Annotated in this window: 13 protein-coding genes; 10 read left to right on the plus strand and 3 right to left on the minus strand. The window is 74.4% G+C overall.

What is annotated here, in order from left to right:
* The first annotated feature begins 37 nt into the window (after window positions 1–37).
* From ADL08_RS23860 to ADL08_RS23875, 4 genes are all read left to right on the plus strand, one after another.
* The gene (locus ADL08_RS23860; protein WP_053646264.1) at window positions 38–1,621 is read left to right on the plus strand and encodes a phytoene desaturase family protein; all 1,584 of its coding nucleotides are present in this window, start codon (window positions 38–40) and stop codon (window positions 1,619–1,621) included.
* Between the two features lie 286 nt (window positions 1,622–1,907).
* Window positions 1,908–2,942 (plus strand): L-threonine 3-dehydrogenase, encoded by a 1,035-nt coding sequence (gene tdh, locus ADL08_RS23865; protein WP_053646266.1) that lies wholly within the window; start codon window positions 1,908–1,910, stop codon window positions 2,940–2,942.
* 3 nt (window positions 2,943–2,945) lie between these two features.
* The gene (locus ADL08_RS23870) at window positions 2,946–4,145 is read left to right on the plus strand and encodes a glycine C-acetyltransferase (RefSeq protein WP_053646268.1); all 1,200 of its coding nucleotides are present in this window, start codon (window positions 2,946–2,948) and stop codon (window positions 4,143–4,145) included.
* A gap of 49 nt (window positions 4,146–4,194) precedes the next feature.
* Window positions 4,195–5,121 carry a LysR family transcriptional regulator gene (locus tag ADL08_RS23875; protein ID WP_053646270.1) on the plus strand — a complete coding sequence of 309 codons (927 nt, stop codon included), beginning with the start codon at window positions 4,195–4,197 and terminating at the stop codon, window positions 5,119–5,121.
* On the opposite strand, the gene ADL08_RS23880 is transcribed toward ADL08_RS23875, so the two are convergent.
* Complete coding sequence (locus ADL08_RS23880; RefSeq protein ID WP_053646331.1) at window positions 5,122–6,966, minus strand: serine hydrolase domain-containing protein; 1,845 nt, start codon at window positions 6,964–6,966, stop codon at window positions 5,122–5,124.
* Window positions 6,967–7,181: 215 nt separating this feature from the next.
* Between ADL08_RS23880 and ADL08_RS23885 the strand changes: the two genes are divergently transcribed.
* The 4 genes from ADL08_RS23885 (at window position 7,182) to ADL08_RS23900 (ending at window position 10,669) form a co-directional block, all read left to right on the plus strand.
* Window positions 7,182–7,586, plus strand: coding sequence for a MarR family winged helix-turn-helix transcriptional regulator (locus ADL08_RS23885; RefSeq protein WP_053646333.1), 405 nt, complete (start codon window positions 7,182–7,184; stop codon window positions 7,584–7,586).
* 42 nt (window positions 7,587–7,628) lie between these two features.
* Window positions 7,629–8,726, plus strand: coding sequence for a calcium:proton antiporter (locus ADL08_RS23890; RefSeq protein WP_053646335.1), 1,098 nt, complete (start codon window positions 7,629–7,631; stop codon window positions 8,724–8,726).
* 180 nt (window positions 8,727–8,906) lie between these two features.
* Window positions 8,907–10,415 (plus strand): fatty acyl-CoA synthetase, encoded by a 1,509-nt coding sequence (locus tag ADL08_RS23895; protein WP_053646272.1) that lies wholly within the window; start codon window positions 8,907–8,909, stop codon window positions 10,413–10,415.
* A 56-nt stretch (window positions 10,416–10,471) separates the two neighbouring features.
* Window positions 10,472–10,669: a hypothetical protein gene (locus ADL08_RS23900; protein ID WP_053646273.1), complete on the plus strand. Its 198-nt coding sequence runs from the start codon at window positions 10,472–10,474 to the stop codon at window positions 10,667–10,669.
* 41 nt (window positions 10,670–10,710) lie between these two features.
* Here ADL08_RS23900 and paaK read toward each other — a convergent pair whose 3' ends face one another.
* The gene (gene paaK / locus ADL08_RS23905) at window positions 10,711–12,003 is read right to left on the minus strand and encodes a phenylacetate--CoA ligase PaaK (RefSeq protein WP_053646275.1); all 1,293 of its coding nucleotides are present in this window, start codon (window positions 12,001–12,003) and stop codon (window positions 10,711–10,713) included.
* A 261-nt stretch (window positions 12,004–12,264) separates the two neighbouring features.
* On the opposite strand from paaK, the gene ADL08_RS23910 reads away from it, so the two are divergent.
* Window positions 12,265–13,077 carry a GNAT family N-acetyltransferase gene (locus ADL08_RS23910; protein ID WP_053646277.1) on the plus strand — a complete coding sequence of 271 codons (813 nt, stop codon included), beginning with the start codon at window positions 12,265–12,267 and terminating at the stop codon, window positions 13,075–13,077.
* A 15-nt stretch (window positions 13,078–13,092) separates the two neighbouring features.
* Here ADL08_RS23910 and ADL08_RS23915 read toward each other — a convergent pair whose 3' ends face one another.
* The gene (locus tag ADL08_RS23915; RefSeq protein ID WP_053646279.1) at window positions 13,093–13,908 is read right to left on the minus strand and encodes a pentapeptide repeat-containing protein; all 816 of its coding nucleotides are present in this window, start codon (window positions 13,906–13,908) and stop codon (window positions 13,093–13,095) included.
* Window positions 13,909–14,082: 174 nt separating this feature from the next.
* Here ADL08_RS23915 and ADL08_RS23920 point away from each other — a divergent pair, with 174 nt between their 5' ends.
* A complete protein-coding gene (locus ADL08_RS23920) occupies window positions 14,083–15,606 on the plus strand; it encodes an alpha/beta fold hydrolase (RefSeq protein WP_053646281.1) in 1,524 nt (507 codons plus the stop codon).
* The last annotated feature ends 6 nt before the right edge of the window (window positions 15,607–15,612 follow it).

A 15,612-nucleotide genomic window follows, 5' to 3' on the forward strand; every position in this document is an offset into this window, starting at 1 on the left:
CCCTTCCCCACCCTCCGCCCGCGTGTGAGCATGAGCCATGACCGCCTCCGAGCAGCTCCCCGGCGCCCCCGCGCCCGCCGCCTCGTATGACGCCGTCGTCGTCGGGGGCGGGCACAACGGGCTCGTCGCCGCCGCCTACCTGGCCCGCGCCGGGCAGACCGTCCTCGTCCTGGAACGGCTCGGCTCCACGGGCGGGGCGGCCGTCTCCACCCGCCCCTTCGCCGGGGTGGACGCCCGCCTCTCCCGCTACTCGTACCTCGTCTCGCTCCTCCCGGAGAAGATCGTCCGGGACCTCGGGCTGACGTTCGCGGTGCGGAAGCGGTCCGTCTCCTCGTACACCCCGAAGGGCGACGGCGGCCTCCTCGTCGGCGGCGGCCCCGAGCGCACCCGCGCCTCCTTCGCCGCGCTGACCGGCTCCGACCGCGAGTACGAGGCCTGGCAGGCGTTCTACGCCCGCACCGGCCGGGCCGCCCGCCGGATCTTCCCCACCCTCACCGAACCGCTCCCCACCCGGGCCGGCCTGCGCGCCCGCGTCGACGACGCCGACACCTGGCGGATGCTCTTCGAGGAACCCCTCGGCATCGCGGTGGAGGAGAACTTCGCCGACGACCTGGTCCGGGGCGTCGTCCTCACCGACGCCCTCATCGGCACCTTCGCCGACGCCCACGACCCGACCCTCCTCCAGAACCGCTGCTTCCTCTACCACGTCATCGGCGGCGGCACCGGCGACTGGGACGTGCCCGTGGGCGGCATGGGCGCCCTCACCGACGCCCTCGCGGACGCGGCCCGCGCCGCCGGGGCCCACCTGCGCACCGGCCACGAGGTCACCCGGATCGAGACCGACGGACACCGCGCCGAGGTCACGTACCGCACCGCCGACGGCGAGGGCACCGTCGGGGCGGGCCGCGTCCTCGTCAACGCCTCCCCGCGCGACCTCGCCGCCCTGCTCGGCGACCCGCCCCCGCCCGCCCCCGAAGGCGCCCAGCTCAAGGTCAACATGCTGCTCACCCGGCTGCCGAGGCTCCGGGACCGCTCCGTCGACCCCCGCGAGGCCTTCGCCGGCACCTTCCACATCGCCGAGGGGTACGGACAGCTGGCCGCCGCCCACGCCGAGGCCGCCGCCGGGCGCCTCCCCACCGCCCCGCCCTCCGAGATCTACTGCCACTCCCTCACCGACCCGACGATCCTCGGCCCGGAGCTCGCCGCCCGCGGACACCAGACCCTCACCCTCTTCGGACTGCACACCCCCGCCCGGCTGTTCGCCGCCGACAACGACCGCGCCCGCGCCGAACTCCTCGCCGCCACGCTCGCCCAGCTCGACGCCCATCTGGACGAGCCGATCGCCGACTGCCTCGCCACCGACGCCGACGGCCGGCCCTGTATCGAGGCGAAGACCCCGCTCGACCTCGAACGCGACCTGCGGCTGCCCGGCGGCCACATCTTCCACCGCGACCTCTCCTTCCCGTACGCCGACGAACCGGCCCACGGGGAGGACGGCGGCCGCTGGGGCGTCGGGACCCGCCACGCCAACGTGCTCCTGTGCGGCGCGGGCGCGGTCCGGGGCGGGGGAGTGAGCGGCATCCCCGGCCACAACGCGGCGATGGCCGTCCTGGGGCGGTGACCTGCCGGGGCCGGTGACCCGCCCGGGCCGCGGCGCCCCGGGGCGGTGACCTGCCCGGGGCGGCGACGTTACGGGCGGGCCGCCGCCCCGGAAGGGTGAGCGCCCCCTCCGCGTGTTGACGCCGGGCCGTCCCCGCCCGGGGTGTGAAGCTGATCTGCGAGCGCGCTTAAGAAATCCTCGATGGACCGGGAGCCGCGCGTACGGAAGATTCTCTTCCAGGGATCTTGGGCGCACAGCCCTGCCCCCACCCCCACATCACAGGACACGCACGTCGGGAGCCGTTGCATTGAAGGCACTGGTCAAGCTGAAGGCGGAGCCGGGACTCTGGCTCACGGACGTGCCCGAGCCGGAGACCGGCCCCGCAGACGTCCTCATCAAGGTCAAGCGGACCGGCATCTGCGGCACCGACCTGCACATCCGCTCCTGGGACGGCTGGGCGCAGAGGACGATCGACACCCCGCTGACGATCGGCCACGAGTTCGTCGGCGAGGTCGTCCACACCGGCCGTGACGTCGCCGACATCGCCGTCGGCGACCTGGTCAGCGGCGAGGGCCACCTCGTCTGCGGCAAGTGCCGCAACTGCCTGGCCGGCCGCCGCCACCTCTGCCGCGCCACCATCGGCCTCGGCGTCGGCCGCGACGGCGCCTTCGCCGAGTACGTGGTCCTGCCCGCCTCCAACGTGTGGGTGCACCGCGTCCCCGTCGACCTCGACGTCGCCGCGATCTTCGACCCCTTCGGCAACGCCGTCCACACCGCGCTCTCCTTCCCGCTCGTCGGCGAGGACGTCCTGGTCACCGGCGCCGGCCCGATCGGCATCATGGCCGCCGCCGTCGCCAAGCACGCCGGCGCCCGCAACGTCGTCATCACCGACGTCAGCGAGGAGCGCCTCGAACTCGCCCGCAAGACCGGCGTCACCCTCGCCCTGAACGTGGCCGAGCGGACCATCGCGGACGGCCAGCGCACCCTCGGGCTCAAGGAGGGCTTCGACGTCGGCCTGGAGATGTCCGGCAACCCGCACGCGATGCGCGACATGGTCGCCAACATGACCCACGGCGGCAAGATCGCCATGCTGGGCCTGCCCAGCGAGGACTTCGCCGTCGACTGGGCGAAGATCGTCACCTCCATGATCACGGTCAAGGGCATCTACGGCCGCGAGATGTTCGAGACCTGGTACGCCATGTCGGTGCTCCTGGAGGGCGGCCTCGACCTCGCCCCCGTGATCACCGGACGCTACGCGTACACCGACTTCGAGGCCGCCTTCGACGACGCGGCCTCCGGCAAGAGCGGCAAGATCATCCTCGACTGGACTGCGGGAGCCTGACCCATGTTCGATTCCGTTCGCGACGACGTCCGAGCCACCCTCGAAGAGATCCGGCAGGCGGGACTCCACAAGCCCGAGCGCGTCATCGGCACCCCCCAGTCGGCCACCGTCGAGGTGACCGCCGGCGGCCGCCCCGGCGAGGTGCTCAACTTCTGCGCCAACAACTACCTGGGCCTCGCCGACCACCCCGAGGTGGTCGCCGCCGCCCACGAGGCCCTGGACCGCTGGGGCTACGGCATGGCGTCCGTCCGCTTCATCTGCGGCACGCAGGAGGTCCACAAGGAGCTGGAGGCGCGCCTGTCCTCCTTCCTCGGCCAGGAGGACACGATCCTCTACTCCTCCTGCTTCGACGCCAACGGCGGCGTCTTCGAGACGCTCCTCGGCGCCGAGGACGCCGTCATCTCCGACGCCCTCAACCACGCCTCGATCATCGACGGCATCCGCCTCTCCAAGGCCCGCCGCTTCCGCTACGCCAACCGCGACATGGCCGACCTGGAGCAGCAGCTCAAGGAGGCCGTCGAGGGCGGCGCCCGGCGCAAGCTGATCGTCACCGACGGCGTCTTCTCGATGGACGGCTACGTCGCCCCGCTCGACGAGATCTGCGACCTGGCCGAGCGCTACGACGCCATGGTCATGGTCGACGACTCGCACGCCGTCGGCTTCGTCGGCCCCGGCGGCCGCGGCACCCCCGAGCTGCACGGCGTCATGGACCGCGTCGACATCATCACCGGCACCCTCGGCAAGGCCCTCGGCGGCGCCTCCGGCGGCTACGTCGCCGCCCGCGCCGAGATCGTCGCCCTGCTGCGCCAGCGCTCCCGCCCGTACCTCTTCTCGAACACCCTCGCCCCGGTCATCGCCGCCGCCTCCCTCAAGGTCCTCGACCTCCTGGAGTCCGCCGGCGACCTGCGCGAGCGCCTCAGGGCCAACACGGAACTCTTCCGCTCCCGCATGACCGAGGAGGGCTTCGACGTCCTCCCCGGCGACCACGCCATCGCCCCCGTCATGATCGGCGACGCCTCCGAGGCCGGACGCATGGCCGAGCTGCTCCTGGAGCGCGGCGTGTACGTGATCGGCTTCTCGTACCCGGTCGTGCCGCAGGGACAGGCCCGCATCCGCGTCCAGCTCTCGGCCGCCCACTCCACGGAGGACGTGAACCGGGCCGTGGACGCCTTCGTGGCGGCCCGCGCCGCCCTGGCCGGCTGACGCCGGGACGGCGGCGTGAGCAGGCCCTCCGGCCTGCGAGACTGGGGACATGATCGAAGCGCGGCGGTTGCACATCCTCCGTGCGGTGGCCGACCACCGCACGGTCACGGCGGCGGCCGCCGCGCTCTACCTCACCCCCTCCGCCGTCTCCCAGCAGCTCGCCGCCCTGGAGCAGGAGACCGGCCACCGCCTGGTCGAGCGCAGCGCCCGGGGCGCCCGCCTCACCCCGGCCGGCGAGATCCTGCTGAGCCACGCCAACGCCGTCCTGGCCCAGCTGGAGCGCGCCGAGGCCGAACTCGCCGCCTACGGCTCGGGCGAGGCCGGTACGGTCACGGTCGCCGCCTTCGCCACCGGCATCGGCCTCGTGGTGGCCCCCGCCCTCGCGGCGCTCGCCCGCACCGCGCCCGGCATCCGCGTCCGGGTGCGGGACGCCGAGGGCGACGAGAGCCTGCTCATGGTCCTGGACCGGCAGGTGGACGTGGCCGTCGCCGTCGAGTACCGGGGCGCCCCGGCCGAGGACGACGACCGGCTCACCCGCGTGCCCCTCTACGCGGAGCCCTTCGACGCGGTCCTGCCGCTCGGCCACCCCCTGGCGGCCGGCGAGCGGGTCGCGCTCGCCGCCCTCGCCAAGGACGACTGGATCGGGCAGTCCACCGGCAACCCCTGCCACGACGTGACCGTCCTGGCCTGCGAGTACGCCGGCTTCGCCCCCCGCTTCGCACACGTCTCCGACGACTTCCGCGCCGTCGTCGCCCTCGCCTCCGCCGCCGCCGGGGTCGCCCTCGTGCCGCGCTCGGCGCTGCGCGGGACGGACCTCACGGACGTCGGGATCCGCCCCGTGGACGGGGTCGCCCCCACCCGCCGGGTCTTCGCGGCGGTACGGCGCGGAGCCGAGGAACACCCCCTGATCAGCCCGCTCCTGACCGAACTGCGCACGGCGGCGGCCGGCTGGGGGCCGCGACCGCGCACGGGGTGATCAGTCCCGGGACGCCGTCCACCCCACCGCCTCGACGCGCGCCCCGTCCGCGGGCCGGGCCTCGTCGAAGAGCGGGCGCCCCGAAGCGTCGAGGACCCGCACCCCGTCCACGTACACGCCCCGTCCGACGTACCGCGCGTCCGTCGTGTACCGCCACCGCAGCCGGACGGGGACGGCGCCCCGGGCCGGCTCCGGCACCTCGGCGGCGAGCCGGTGCCAGACGCGCCCGGACCAGCCGCCCACCGCCCCCGCCGGGTGGGGCAGTGGCTCCCCTCCCGGGCGCGCGGTGACGAACGGCAGCGGCTCCCAGCTCGCCCCGCCGTCGCGGGACACCTCCAGGAAGGCGGCGTCCGCGTCCGGTTCGGTGTCCCACCACAGCGCGCACTCCAGGCGCGCGGCGCCGGGGACCGGGGGCAGGGCGAGGGTGGCGGTGGTGCCGCTCTCCATGCCGGAGAACCAGGCCGTGCGCCCCCGGACGGGCCGTACGGGCACGGCCCTGGCCAGCCGGTTCGCGGTGGCGACGCGCGGCGCGGAGCCGGAGCGCCAGGAGCGCACCGGGTGCACGGAGTTGCCGAGGACGATCAGGAAGGCGTCGGTCGTCGGGTCCAGGACGAGGCCGGTGCCGGTGAAGCCGGTGTGCCCGGCCGTGCGGGGCGTGGCCATCGCGCCCATGTACCAGTGCTGGTGGAGCTCGAAGCCGAGCCCGTGCGCGTCGCCGGGGAAGGCGGTGTTGAAGTCGGTGAACATCAGCTCCACGGACGCGGGGGAGAGGATGCGGGCCCGGCCGTACGCCCCGCCGTTGAGCAGGGCGCGGGCGAGGACCGCCAGGTCCCAGGCGCGCGAGAAGACCCCCGCGTGCCCGGCGACCCCGCCCAGCGCGTACGCGTTCTCGTCGTGGACCTCGCCCCGCACCATGCCCCGGTCCAGGCCCGACCAGGGCGGCCGGGCGTCCTCGGTGGCGGCGATGTCCGGCCGCCAGGAGGGCGGCGGGTTGAAGCGCGTGCGGCGCATCCCGAGCGGAGCGGTGATCTCGTCGTGGAGCAGGACGTCCAGACCGCGACCGGTGATCTCCTCCAGGACCAGCTGGAGCGAGATCAGGTTGAGGTCGGAGTAGAGGTACGCGGACCCCGGCGGGTTCGCGAGCCGCTCCTCCCAGAGCAGCCGCAGCCTCCCCTCCCGCGTCGGCTCCCGGTACAGCGGGATCCAGGACCGGAACCCGGAGGTGTGGGTCAGGAGCTGGCGCACCGTCACGTCCCGCTTCCCGCCGCCGCCGAACTCCGGCAGGTACGCGGCGACCCTCGCCTCCAGGTCGAGCGTCCCGCGCTCGATCTGCTGCACCGCGAGGATCGAGGTGAACAGCTTGGAGACGGAGGCCAGGTCGAAGACGGTGTCCTCGGTCATCGGCCGCCGCTGCTCCGGCGGCAGTTCGACGCCGGTGTCGGTCTTCTCGTCGTAGGCCGCGTACCGCACGGCCGAGCCGATCGCCCGGTGCAGGGCCACGGTCCCGCCGCGCCCGGCGAGCAGGACGGCGCCCGCGTACCAGGGGTGCGCGGGGGAGGGGCCGAGGAACGCCTCGGCCTCCGTCACCAGCCGGTCCAGGTGCGGCGCGAGCAGCCCGGCCCGCGCGGCCGAACCGCGCCGCAGCGTGGTCCGCCGCGCGACGGCCCCGGCCCCGGAGCCGCCTCCGGCCCCCGGCCCGCTTCCGGCTCCCGACCCGCCTCCGGCTCCCGCCGCGAGGCCGGCGCCCGGCACCGCACCGATCGTCACCGCTCCTCCGAGGGCCAGGAGCCCGCCGCCGAACGCGCGCCGGGTCGAACGTCCTCGTCTCGCCGCATCCTCCGTCATGCCCACTGTCTCCCACCGGGGACAGGCGCCAAACGGCTCCCCCCCCCGGCACATCCCTTCAGGTAGCATCGGTCGTGAAGATCTCTTTGCTTTCAAAGCAAAATAAAGAGTTTGAAACCGAAAAGAAGGGGGATATACGCGTGCCGAACGCCCACGAGGAGGACGAGGACCCCGGACCGGATCTGGACGAGGCCGTACGCACGCTGCTGCTGCTGATGCCTCGGACGGTCGCACGGGTCAAGCGCGTCAGGATCCCCGAGGACCTGCGGTCGCTCACCCTCGCGCCCCGCCACCTCTCCCTGCTCGCCCACCTCCTCTTCGACGGACCGCTGAGCGTCAACGAGCTCGCCGCCCATCTGGAGGTCGCCCCCACCACCGTCAGCCTGATGGCGGGGGACCTGGCGAAGCAGGGCGTCCTGGAGCGGGTCGAGGACCCCGCCGACCGCAGGCGCAAGATCGTGTCGATCTCCGAGCGGCACCGGGCCGCCATCGACGGCTGGCTCGGGCGCAGCGCCGACGCCTGGCGTGCGGCCCTGGCTCCGCTCGACGCGAGGGAGCGGCGGATGTTCATCGAGACGCTCGCCGCGTACGAGCGGGGCCTCGCCGAACCCCTGGAATGAACGAAATCGGGCGAAAGCCCCCTTTATGGCAGGATGCGGATCATGAGTTCGAGCACGGCGGCATTGACACGTCAGTGGACCACCTGGGGACCAGTGGTGGCGGCACTGGCCCTGGGAGCGGCCTGGGGGCGTGACCTCCCCGGCTTCGTCGTGGGGCTCATCGCGCTCTGCCTCCTCGCGGCGGTCCTCGCGGCGGTCCACCACGCCGAGGTGATCGCCCACCGCGTCGGCGAACCCTTCGGCTCGCTCGTCCTCGCCGTGGCCGTCACCGTCATCGAAGTCGGACTCATCGTCACCCTGATGGCCGGAGGCGGTGAGAAGACCTCGACCTACGCCCGCGACACCGTCTTCGCCGCCGTCATGATCACCTGCAACGGCATCGTCGGCATCTCCCTCCTCGTCGGCGCGCTCCGCAACCGCGTCGCGGTCTTCAACGCCGAGGGGTCCGGCGGCGCGCTCGCCATCGTCTGCACCCTCGCCACGATGACGCTGGTCCTGCCGACCTTCACCACCAGCCACCCCGGCCCCGAGTTCTCCGGCATCCAGCTCGTCTTCGCCGCCGTCGCCTCCCTCTTCCTGTACGGCGTGTTCGTCGGCGTCCAGACGATCCGGCACCGCGACTACTTCCTCCCCGTCCCGCGGCCCGGCCACGAGTCGGAGGACGAGCACGCCGCCCCGCCGGGCGACCGCGAGGCCTGGTTCAGCCTCGGCCTGCTCCTCCTCGCCCTCGTCGCCGTCGTCGGCAACGCCAAGCTGATCTCGCCCACCATCGAGGACGGCGTCCAGTCGGCCGGTCTGCCCAAGGCGGTCGTCGGTGTCGTCATCGCCCTGATGGTGCTGCTCCCCGAGACCCTCGCCGCCGTCCGCGCGGCCCGCCGGGACAGGATGCAGACCAGCCTCAACCTCGCCTACGGCTCCGCCATCGCCAGCATCGGCCTGACCGTCCCGGCGATCGCGCTCGCCTCGATCTGGCTGTCGGGGCCCCTGGTGCTCGGCCTGGGCCCCCTCCACCTGGTCCTGCTCGTCCTCACCGGTGTGGTGAGCGCCCTGACCGTGGTGCCCGGACGGGCCACGCTCCTCCAGGGCGGCGTCCACCTCTCCATCTTCGCCGCCTTCGTGTTCATGTCGTTCAGCCCCTGACGGCCGCCACCCGCCGTCCCGGCGGGCGCGGGCCGGCCTTCCCGCCCCGGAACCGGGAGGCCGCCCGGCGCCCGCCGGGGCGGCCACGGCGTCCACGGGCGCCGAGGCGGTGGCGACGGCCGTGGACGCCGCGCCGCACGGCACTTGACCTTCCGTGAGGTGCGCGCCGAGGATCGCGCCATGAGCCGACTCCCCAGCCGCACCGTCGACGGCGTCCTGCGCGCGAGCGCCCGGCGCGTCCCCGACCGGACCGCCCTCCGGTACGCCGACCGGAGCTGGACCTACGCGGAGCTGGACGCGGCCGTCTCCACCGCCGCCGCCGTCCTGCGGGAGGCCCACCACGGCATCGGACTGCCGGAGTGCGCCCGGGTCGCCACCTACGGCCACAACTCCGACGCCTACCTCATCGCCTTCCTGGCGTGCGCCCGGGCCGGCCTGATCCACGTACCGGTCAACCACCACCTGACCGGCGACGACCTCGCGTACGTCCTGGAGCAGTCGGACAGCTCGCTCGTCCTCGCCGACCCCGCCCTCGCGGACCGGATCCCGGACGGCTTCCCCGTCAAGCCGCTGCGGGACGCGCCCGGTTCCCTGCTCGACGCGCTCGCCGAACCGGAGACGTACGACACCGACCGCGACGCCCGCGACCTCGCCCAGCTGCTCTACACCTCGGGCACCACCGCCCTGCCCAAGGGCGCGATGATGACCCACCTCGCCCTGGTCCACGAGTACGCGAGTGCGATCGAGGCCCTCGACCTGCGCGAGGACGACCGGCCCGTGCACGCGCTGCCGCTCTACCACTCGGCGCAGACGCACGTCTTCCTGCTGCCCTACCTCGCCGTCGGCGCCGAGAACACCCTCGTCGACGGCCCCGATCCGGCCGTCCTGTTCGACCTGGTCGAGACGGGCCGCGCCGACAGCCTGTTCGCCCCGCCGACGGTCTGGATCGCCCTCGCCAACCACCCGGAGTTCGCCTCCCGCGACCTCTCCGCGCTCCGCAAGGCCTACTACGGCGCCTCGATCATGCCCGTGCCCGTCCTGGAGCGCCTGCGCGCCCGGCTGCCGGAGCTGCGGTTCTACAACTGCTTCGGCCAGTCCGAGATCGGCCCGCTCGCCACCGTCCTCGGCCCCGACGAGCACGAGGGCCGGATGGACTCCTGCGGCCGCCCGGTCCGCCACGTCGAGGCCCGCGTCGTCGACGAGAACGGCGACGACGTCCCCGACGGCACGCCCGGCGAGATCGTCTACCGCTCGCCGCAGCTGTGCAAGGGGTACTGGAACAAGCCCGAGGAGACCGGGGCGGCCTTCAGGAACGGCTGGTTCCACTCGGGGGACCTCGCGGTCCGCGACGCCGAGGGCTACTACACGATCGTCGACCGGGTGAAGGACGTCATCAACTCCGGCGGCGTCCTGGTCGCCTCCCGCCAGGTCGAGGACGCCCTCTACACCCACCCCGGAGTCGCCGAGGCGGCCGTGATCGGCCTGCCCGACGACCGCTGGATCGAGGCGGTCACCGCGGTGGTCGTCCCGCGCGGCGAGGTCACCGAGACCGAGATCCTCGCCCACGCCCGCGAGAAGCTCCCCCGCTTCAAGGCCCCCAAGCGCGTCCACTTCCTGCCCGAACTGCCCCGCAACGCGAGCGGCAAGATCCTCAAGCGCGAACTGAGGGACCGGTTCGCGAAGGCCTGAAGGGCGTGTGTCGAAAGTGGCGTCGTCTGCCCGAAGGGCAGGCCCGGCGGTGTCCGGTGCCCGACCTGCGCGTGCCGCTCCTGGTGCTGCTCGCCGGGCGCAGCCGCACCCATCGGGCCGCCGAGGCCGCCGACCGGGTCCGGCGCACGCTCCCGGAGGCCGAGGTGGCCCTGCTCCCGGACGCCACCCACCACTCCCTGCCGCTCACCGAACCGGCGCGGCTCGACGCCCGGCCGCTCGCCTTCCTGGGCTGACGGCGCCGGCCGCCGCGTGATCCCGTCCCACGGGACGGGCCCTACTCGGACCCCCGCAGGTCCACGATCCGCCTGATCTTGCCGACCGACCGCTCCAGCGTCTCGGGATCCACCACCTCGACCCCGACCGAGACCCCGATGCCGTCCTTGACCGCCGCCGCGATCGTCCGGGCCGCCTCCGCCCGCTGCCCGGCCGTCGCGTCCGCCCGCGCCTCGGCCCGTACGGTCAGGGCGTCGAGCCTGCCCTCCCGGGTCAGGCGCAGCTGGAAGTGCGGGGCCACGGCCGGGGTGCGCAGGACGATCTCCTCGATCTGGGTGGGGAAGAGGTTCACCCCGCGCAGGATGATCATGTCGTCGCTGCGTCCCGTGACCTTCTCCATCCGCCGGAAGACCCGCGCGGTCCCCGGCAGCAGCCGGGTCAGGTCCCGGGTCCGGTAGCGGACCACCGGCATGGCCTCCTTGGTGAGCGAGGTGAAGACCAGCTCCCCCTCCTCCCCGTCCGGCAGCACCTCGCCCGTGAACGGGTCCACGACCTCCGGGTAGAAGTGGTCCTCCCAGACGTGCAGGCCGTCCTTGGTCTCCACGCACTCCTGGGCCACGCCCGGCCCCATGACCTCCGACAGGCCGTATATGTCGACCGCGTCGATCGCGAACCGCTCCTCGATCTCCTTGCGCATCTCCTCCGTCCACGGCTCGGCACCGAAGACGCCCACCTCCAGGGAGGTCGACCGCGGGTCCACGCCCTGCCGCTCGAACTCGTCGAGGAGGGTCAGCATGTACGAGGGGGTGACCATGATGACCTCGGGCCGGAAGTCCTGGATCAGCCGCACCTGCCGGGCCGTCATGCCGCCCGAGGCGGGGATCACCGTACAGCCCAGGCGCTCCGCCCCGTAGTGGGCGCCGAGCCCGCCGGTGAACAGGCCGTAGCCGTACGCGACGTGGACCTTGTGCCCGGGGCGCACGCCGGCGGCGCGCAGGGAGCGGGCCACCACGTCCGCCCAGACGTCCAGGTCCCCGTCGGTGTAGCCGACGACGGTGGGCCGGCCGGTGGTGCCGCTGGAGGCGTGGATCCGCCGGACCCGCGACGGGTCGACGGCGAACATCCCGAAGGGGTAGTGGTCGCGCAGGTCCGACTTGGCGGTGAAGGGGAAGCGGGCCAGGTCCGCGAGCGCACGGCAGTCGTCCGGGGAGACCCCGGCCGCGTCGAAGGAACGGCGGTAGAAGTCCACGTTCTCGTACGCGTGCCGCAGGGTCGCCCGCAGCCGCTCCAGCTGGAGCGCCGCCAGCTCCTCCCGTCCGAGCCGCTCGCCGCCGTCCAGCAGGTCTTCCGTCATGCGCCGCTCCTCCACGCTCTCCACCGCGCTCGTCGCCGTACCCGTGAAGCAACCTACCGATCATTCGGTAGATCCGCTCGGGTCAGTAAAACCGGAGGTACGGGGGGCTTGGCAAGGGGGCGGACACGAGGAGCCGCGAGACGGGACGTCCGGTCGCCTCTCCCGCGGCCCCTGCCGCGACGCGGCGGCCCGCCGGGCGGGACCGTCCCCGCCCGCCAAAACCCGTTGCCGGGCCCCGGCCCGGGTGCTGGAGTGACCGCCATGGAACCCCAGCACCCCCGCGCACCCCGCGACCCCCGTGAACTGCGCGACCTGTACGACCGCCAACTGCGCCGCGGCGCCCGCCCCGACGGCCCCGGCAGCCGCGTCGAACGCGTGGGTGCCGTCGTCCGCCAGACCGGCCCCGCGCACGCGTGGAACGGCGTCCTCTGGTCCGGACTCGACGCCGGCGACACGGCGGGCGCCGACGCCGCCGTCGCCGCGCAGATCGACCACTACCGGGCCGCCGGCCTGCCCTTCGAATGGAAGCTGTACGGGCACGACGCCCCCGCCGACCTCGGCGACCGGCTCCGCGCCGCCGGCTTCACCGCCGGGGAGCCCGAGACCCTGATGGCCGCCGAGGCCGCCGCCCTGCCCCGGGACGTCCCGCTGCCCGAGGGCGTCGAACTCCGCGCCGTCACCGACGAGGCGGGCGTACGCCAGGTGGTCGAGGTCCACGCACGCGCCTTCGGCACCGACAGCGCCCCCATCGGGCGCCGACTCCTCGATCAGCTCGCGGCCGCCCCCGACGCCGTCGCCGCCGTCGTCGCCCTCGCCGACGGCGAACCCGTCAGCGCGGCCCGCCTCGAACTCCACCCCGGCACCGACTTCGCCGGCCTCTGGGGCGGCGGCACCGTCGAGGGCTGGCGCGGCCGCGGCCTCTACCGCGCCCTCGTCTCCCACCGCGCCCGCATCGCCGCCGACCGGGGCCACCGCTACGTCCAGGTCGACGCGGCGCCCACGAGCCGCCCGATCCTCCGCCGCCTCGGCTTCCTGGAACTGGCCACCACGACCCCGTACACGTACGAGGTCTGAGCCGGGCCCCCCTTCTCAGGCCGTCCAGTGCGCGGGGCGCTCGAAGCCCTCCGGGAGGCGGGTGGCGGCGTTCCCCCGGGCCGAGTTCAGCTGGGGCTGCGTGAGGAAGAGGGCGTCCGTCAGGTCCGCGCCCGACAGATCGGCGTCCCGCAGGTCGGCGCCGATCAGATCGGCGAGCGACAGGTCCGCCCCCGTCAGGTCGGCGGCGATGAGCAGCGCCCCGCGCAGGTCCGCGCCCCGCAGCCGCGCTCCGCGCAGCCGCTTGCCGATCAGGTCCGCCCCGCGCCGGCTCTTCGGCCGGCCCCCGGCCGTGGCGCGGACCAGCTCGCTCGTCCTGAGCAGCAGCGGGTTCACCTCGGCCCGCACCGCGTTCACGTCCAGCTTCTCCAGCGCGTCCGGCGCTCCCGCCGCGAGCGCCTCGACCCGGGCGAGCGCCGCCCGCACCTCGGCGTGGACGGGACGGGCGGCGGGCGGGACCAGGGCCGCGGTGAGGTACCGCAGCAGCTCGTGGAGCCCGCGCACCACCGGGAACACCTCGTACATCCGCCGGGCCGTCTCCGGCGCCTCGCGCCACGACACGCCGCCGAAGGTCGCCTGGGACACCCGCTGGCCCGCGCCGAAGCAGTCGTACACCGTGCAGCCCTGGAAACCGCTCGGCCGCAGCCGCGTGTGGATGCCGCAGCGGAAGTCCTCCCGCAGGTTCCGGCAGGGCTCGCCGGAGGACTTGTCCACGGCGAAGTCCGCCGACCTGGCGAAGGGCAGCGCCACACAGCACAGACCGAAGCAGTTGGCGCAGTCGCCGCGCAGGGCGGATTCCCGGGTGTCGGGCACGGTGAGACGGTTCCTTAGGGGTGCGGGGTCGGCCCGGGGGAGGGCCCAGGAGGTCCGTGAGGACCGGGGGAGGACCCGGAGGGCGACCGGGCCCGTCCACCGTATCGCGCGCCCGGCTCCCGCTCCCGGCGAAATCCATTGCCAAGATCATCACGGTCCGGTGAGGATCGGCGCATGCCGACGTTCACGACGTATGACGGGACCGAACTCGCCTACCGGACACGGGGGGAGGGCGAGCCGCTGGTGTGCCTGGCGGGCGGGCCGATGCGCGACGCCGCCTACCTCGGGGACCTCGGCGGACTCACCGCCCACCGCACGCTCCTCCTCCTCGACGCCCGCGGCACCGGAGCGAGCGCCGAACCGGCCGACCCCGGCACGTACCGCTGCGACCGGCAGGTCGGCGACGTCGAGGCGCTCCGCGCCCACCTCGGCCTGGAGCGGATCGACCTCCTCGGCCACTCGGCGGGCGGCAACCTCGCGACCCTCTACGCCGCCGCCCACCCCGAGCGGATCCGCTCCCTCGTCCTCGTCACCTCCGCCGCCCGCGCGCTCGGCGTCACCACCACCGACGAGGAGTGGGACGCGGCCGCCGAGGTCTTCGCGGACCGGCCCTGGTACCCGGAGGCCAGGGCCGCGCTCGACGCGACCGGCCCCGACACCCCCCTGTCCCGCGTGTGCGAGATCGCCGCGCCCTTCTCCTACGGCCGCTGGGACGAGGCCGCCCGGCACCACGCGGCCGCCGCCGACCGGCAGACCCGCTGGGAGGCCGCCGGCGCCTACCACGGCGAGGGCGCCTACGACCCGCCCGCGACCCGCCGCGCCCTCGCCGCGCTCACCGCTCCGGTCCTGGTCCTCGCGGGGGAGCACGACGCCGGACCGGCCCCCGCCAAGGCCGCGGAGGCGACCGCCCTCTTCCCCTCCGCCGAACTCGCCGTCCAGGCCGGCGCCGGGCACCACCCCTGGGTGGACGACCCGGACGCCTTCGTCCGCACGGTCGCCGCCTTCCTCGACCCCGCCGTCCGCACGGTCGCCGTGGACGGCGTGCGCCTCGCCCACCGGGTCGCGGGACCCGAGGGCGCCCCGCCCGTCGTCCTGGTCCACGGACGCGGCGAGAACGGCACCACCTGGGCGCGGATCGCGGCCGACCTCGCCGCCGACCACCGGGTGTACGCGCTCGACCTGCGCGGCCACGGACTCAGCGACCGGCGGCCCGGCGGCTACGGCTTCGACGCCTTCCGCGACGAACTCGGCGGCTTCCTCAAGGCCCTCGGCCTCACCGGCGCCACCGTCGTCGCCCACTCGATGGGCGCCGCCGCCGCGTACCTCCTCGCCCAGGAGGAGCCCGGCCTCGTCGGCCGCCTCGTCCTGGAGGAACCCCCGGTCTTCTTCCCGCTCGACCCGCCGCGCCCCGCCGCCGAGCGCCCCGAGGGCCCCCTCGACTTCGACTGGGAGATCGTCCCGGCCACCGACGCCCAGCTGAACGCCCCCGACCCGGCCTGGCGCGAGCGGCTCGCGTCCCTCACCGCCCCCACCCTCGTCCTGGCCGGCGGCCCGACCAGCCACGTGCCCCAGGAACACCTGACCTGGCTGGCCGACCGGATCCCCGGCGCCCGCCTCGTCACCATCGGGGCCGGACACCTCGTCCACACCGACCGTCCGGCCGCATTCCTCACCGCGCTCCGGGAGTTCGGCCTGTAGGGCCCT

It is taken from the genome of Streptomyces sp. NRRL F-6492 (assembly GCF_001280125.1).
GTDB lineage: Bacteria > Actinomycetota > Actinomycetes > Streptomycetales > Streptomycetaceae > Streptomyces.

Coding starts and splice junctions, on each gene's coding strand:
- ADL08_RS23910 (WP_053646277.1), top strand. CDS start 12,265: ATGGAACCCCAGCACCCCCGCGCACCCCGCGACCCCCGTGAACTGCGC.
- ADL08_RS23880 (WP_053646331.1), bottom strand. CDS start 6,966: ATGACGGAGGATGCGGCGAGACGAGGACGTTCGACCCGGCGCGCGTTC.
- ADL08_RS23870 (WP_053646268.1), top strand. CDS start 2,946: ATGTTCGATTCCGTTCGCGACGACGTCCGAGCCACCCTCGAAGAGATC.
- ADL08_RS23860 (WP_053646264.1), top strand. CDS start 38: ATGACCGCCTCCGAGCAGCTCCCCGGCGCCCCCGCGCCCGCCGCCTCG.
- ADL08_RS23885 (WP_053646333.1), top strand. CDS start 7,182: ATGCCTCGGACGGTCGCACGGGTCAAGCGCGTCAGGATCCCCGAGGAC.
- ADL08_RS23920 (WP_053646281.1), top strand. CDS start 14,083: ATGCCGACGTTCACGACGTATGACGGGACCGAACTCGCCTACCGGACA.
- ADL08_RS23875 (WP_053646270.1), top strand. CDS start 4,195: ATGATCGAAGCGCGGCGGTTGCACATCCTCCGTGCGGTGGCCGACCAC.
- ADL08_RS23895 (WP_053646272.1), top strand. CDS start 8,907: ATGAGCCGACTCCCCAGCCGCACCGTCGACGGCGTCCTGCGCGCGAGC.
- paaK (WP_053646275.1), bottom strand. CDS start 12,003: ATGACGGAAGACCTGCTGGACGGCGGCGAGCGGCTCGGACGGGAGGAG.
- ADL08_RS23890 (WP_053646335.1), top strand. CDS start 7,629: ATGAGTTCGAGCACGGCGGCATTGACACGTCAGTGGACCACCTGGGGA.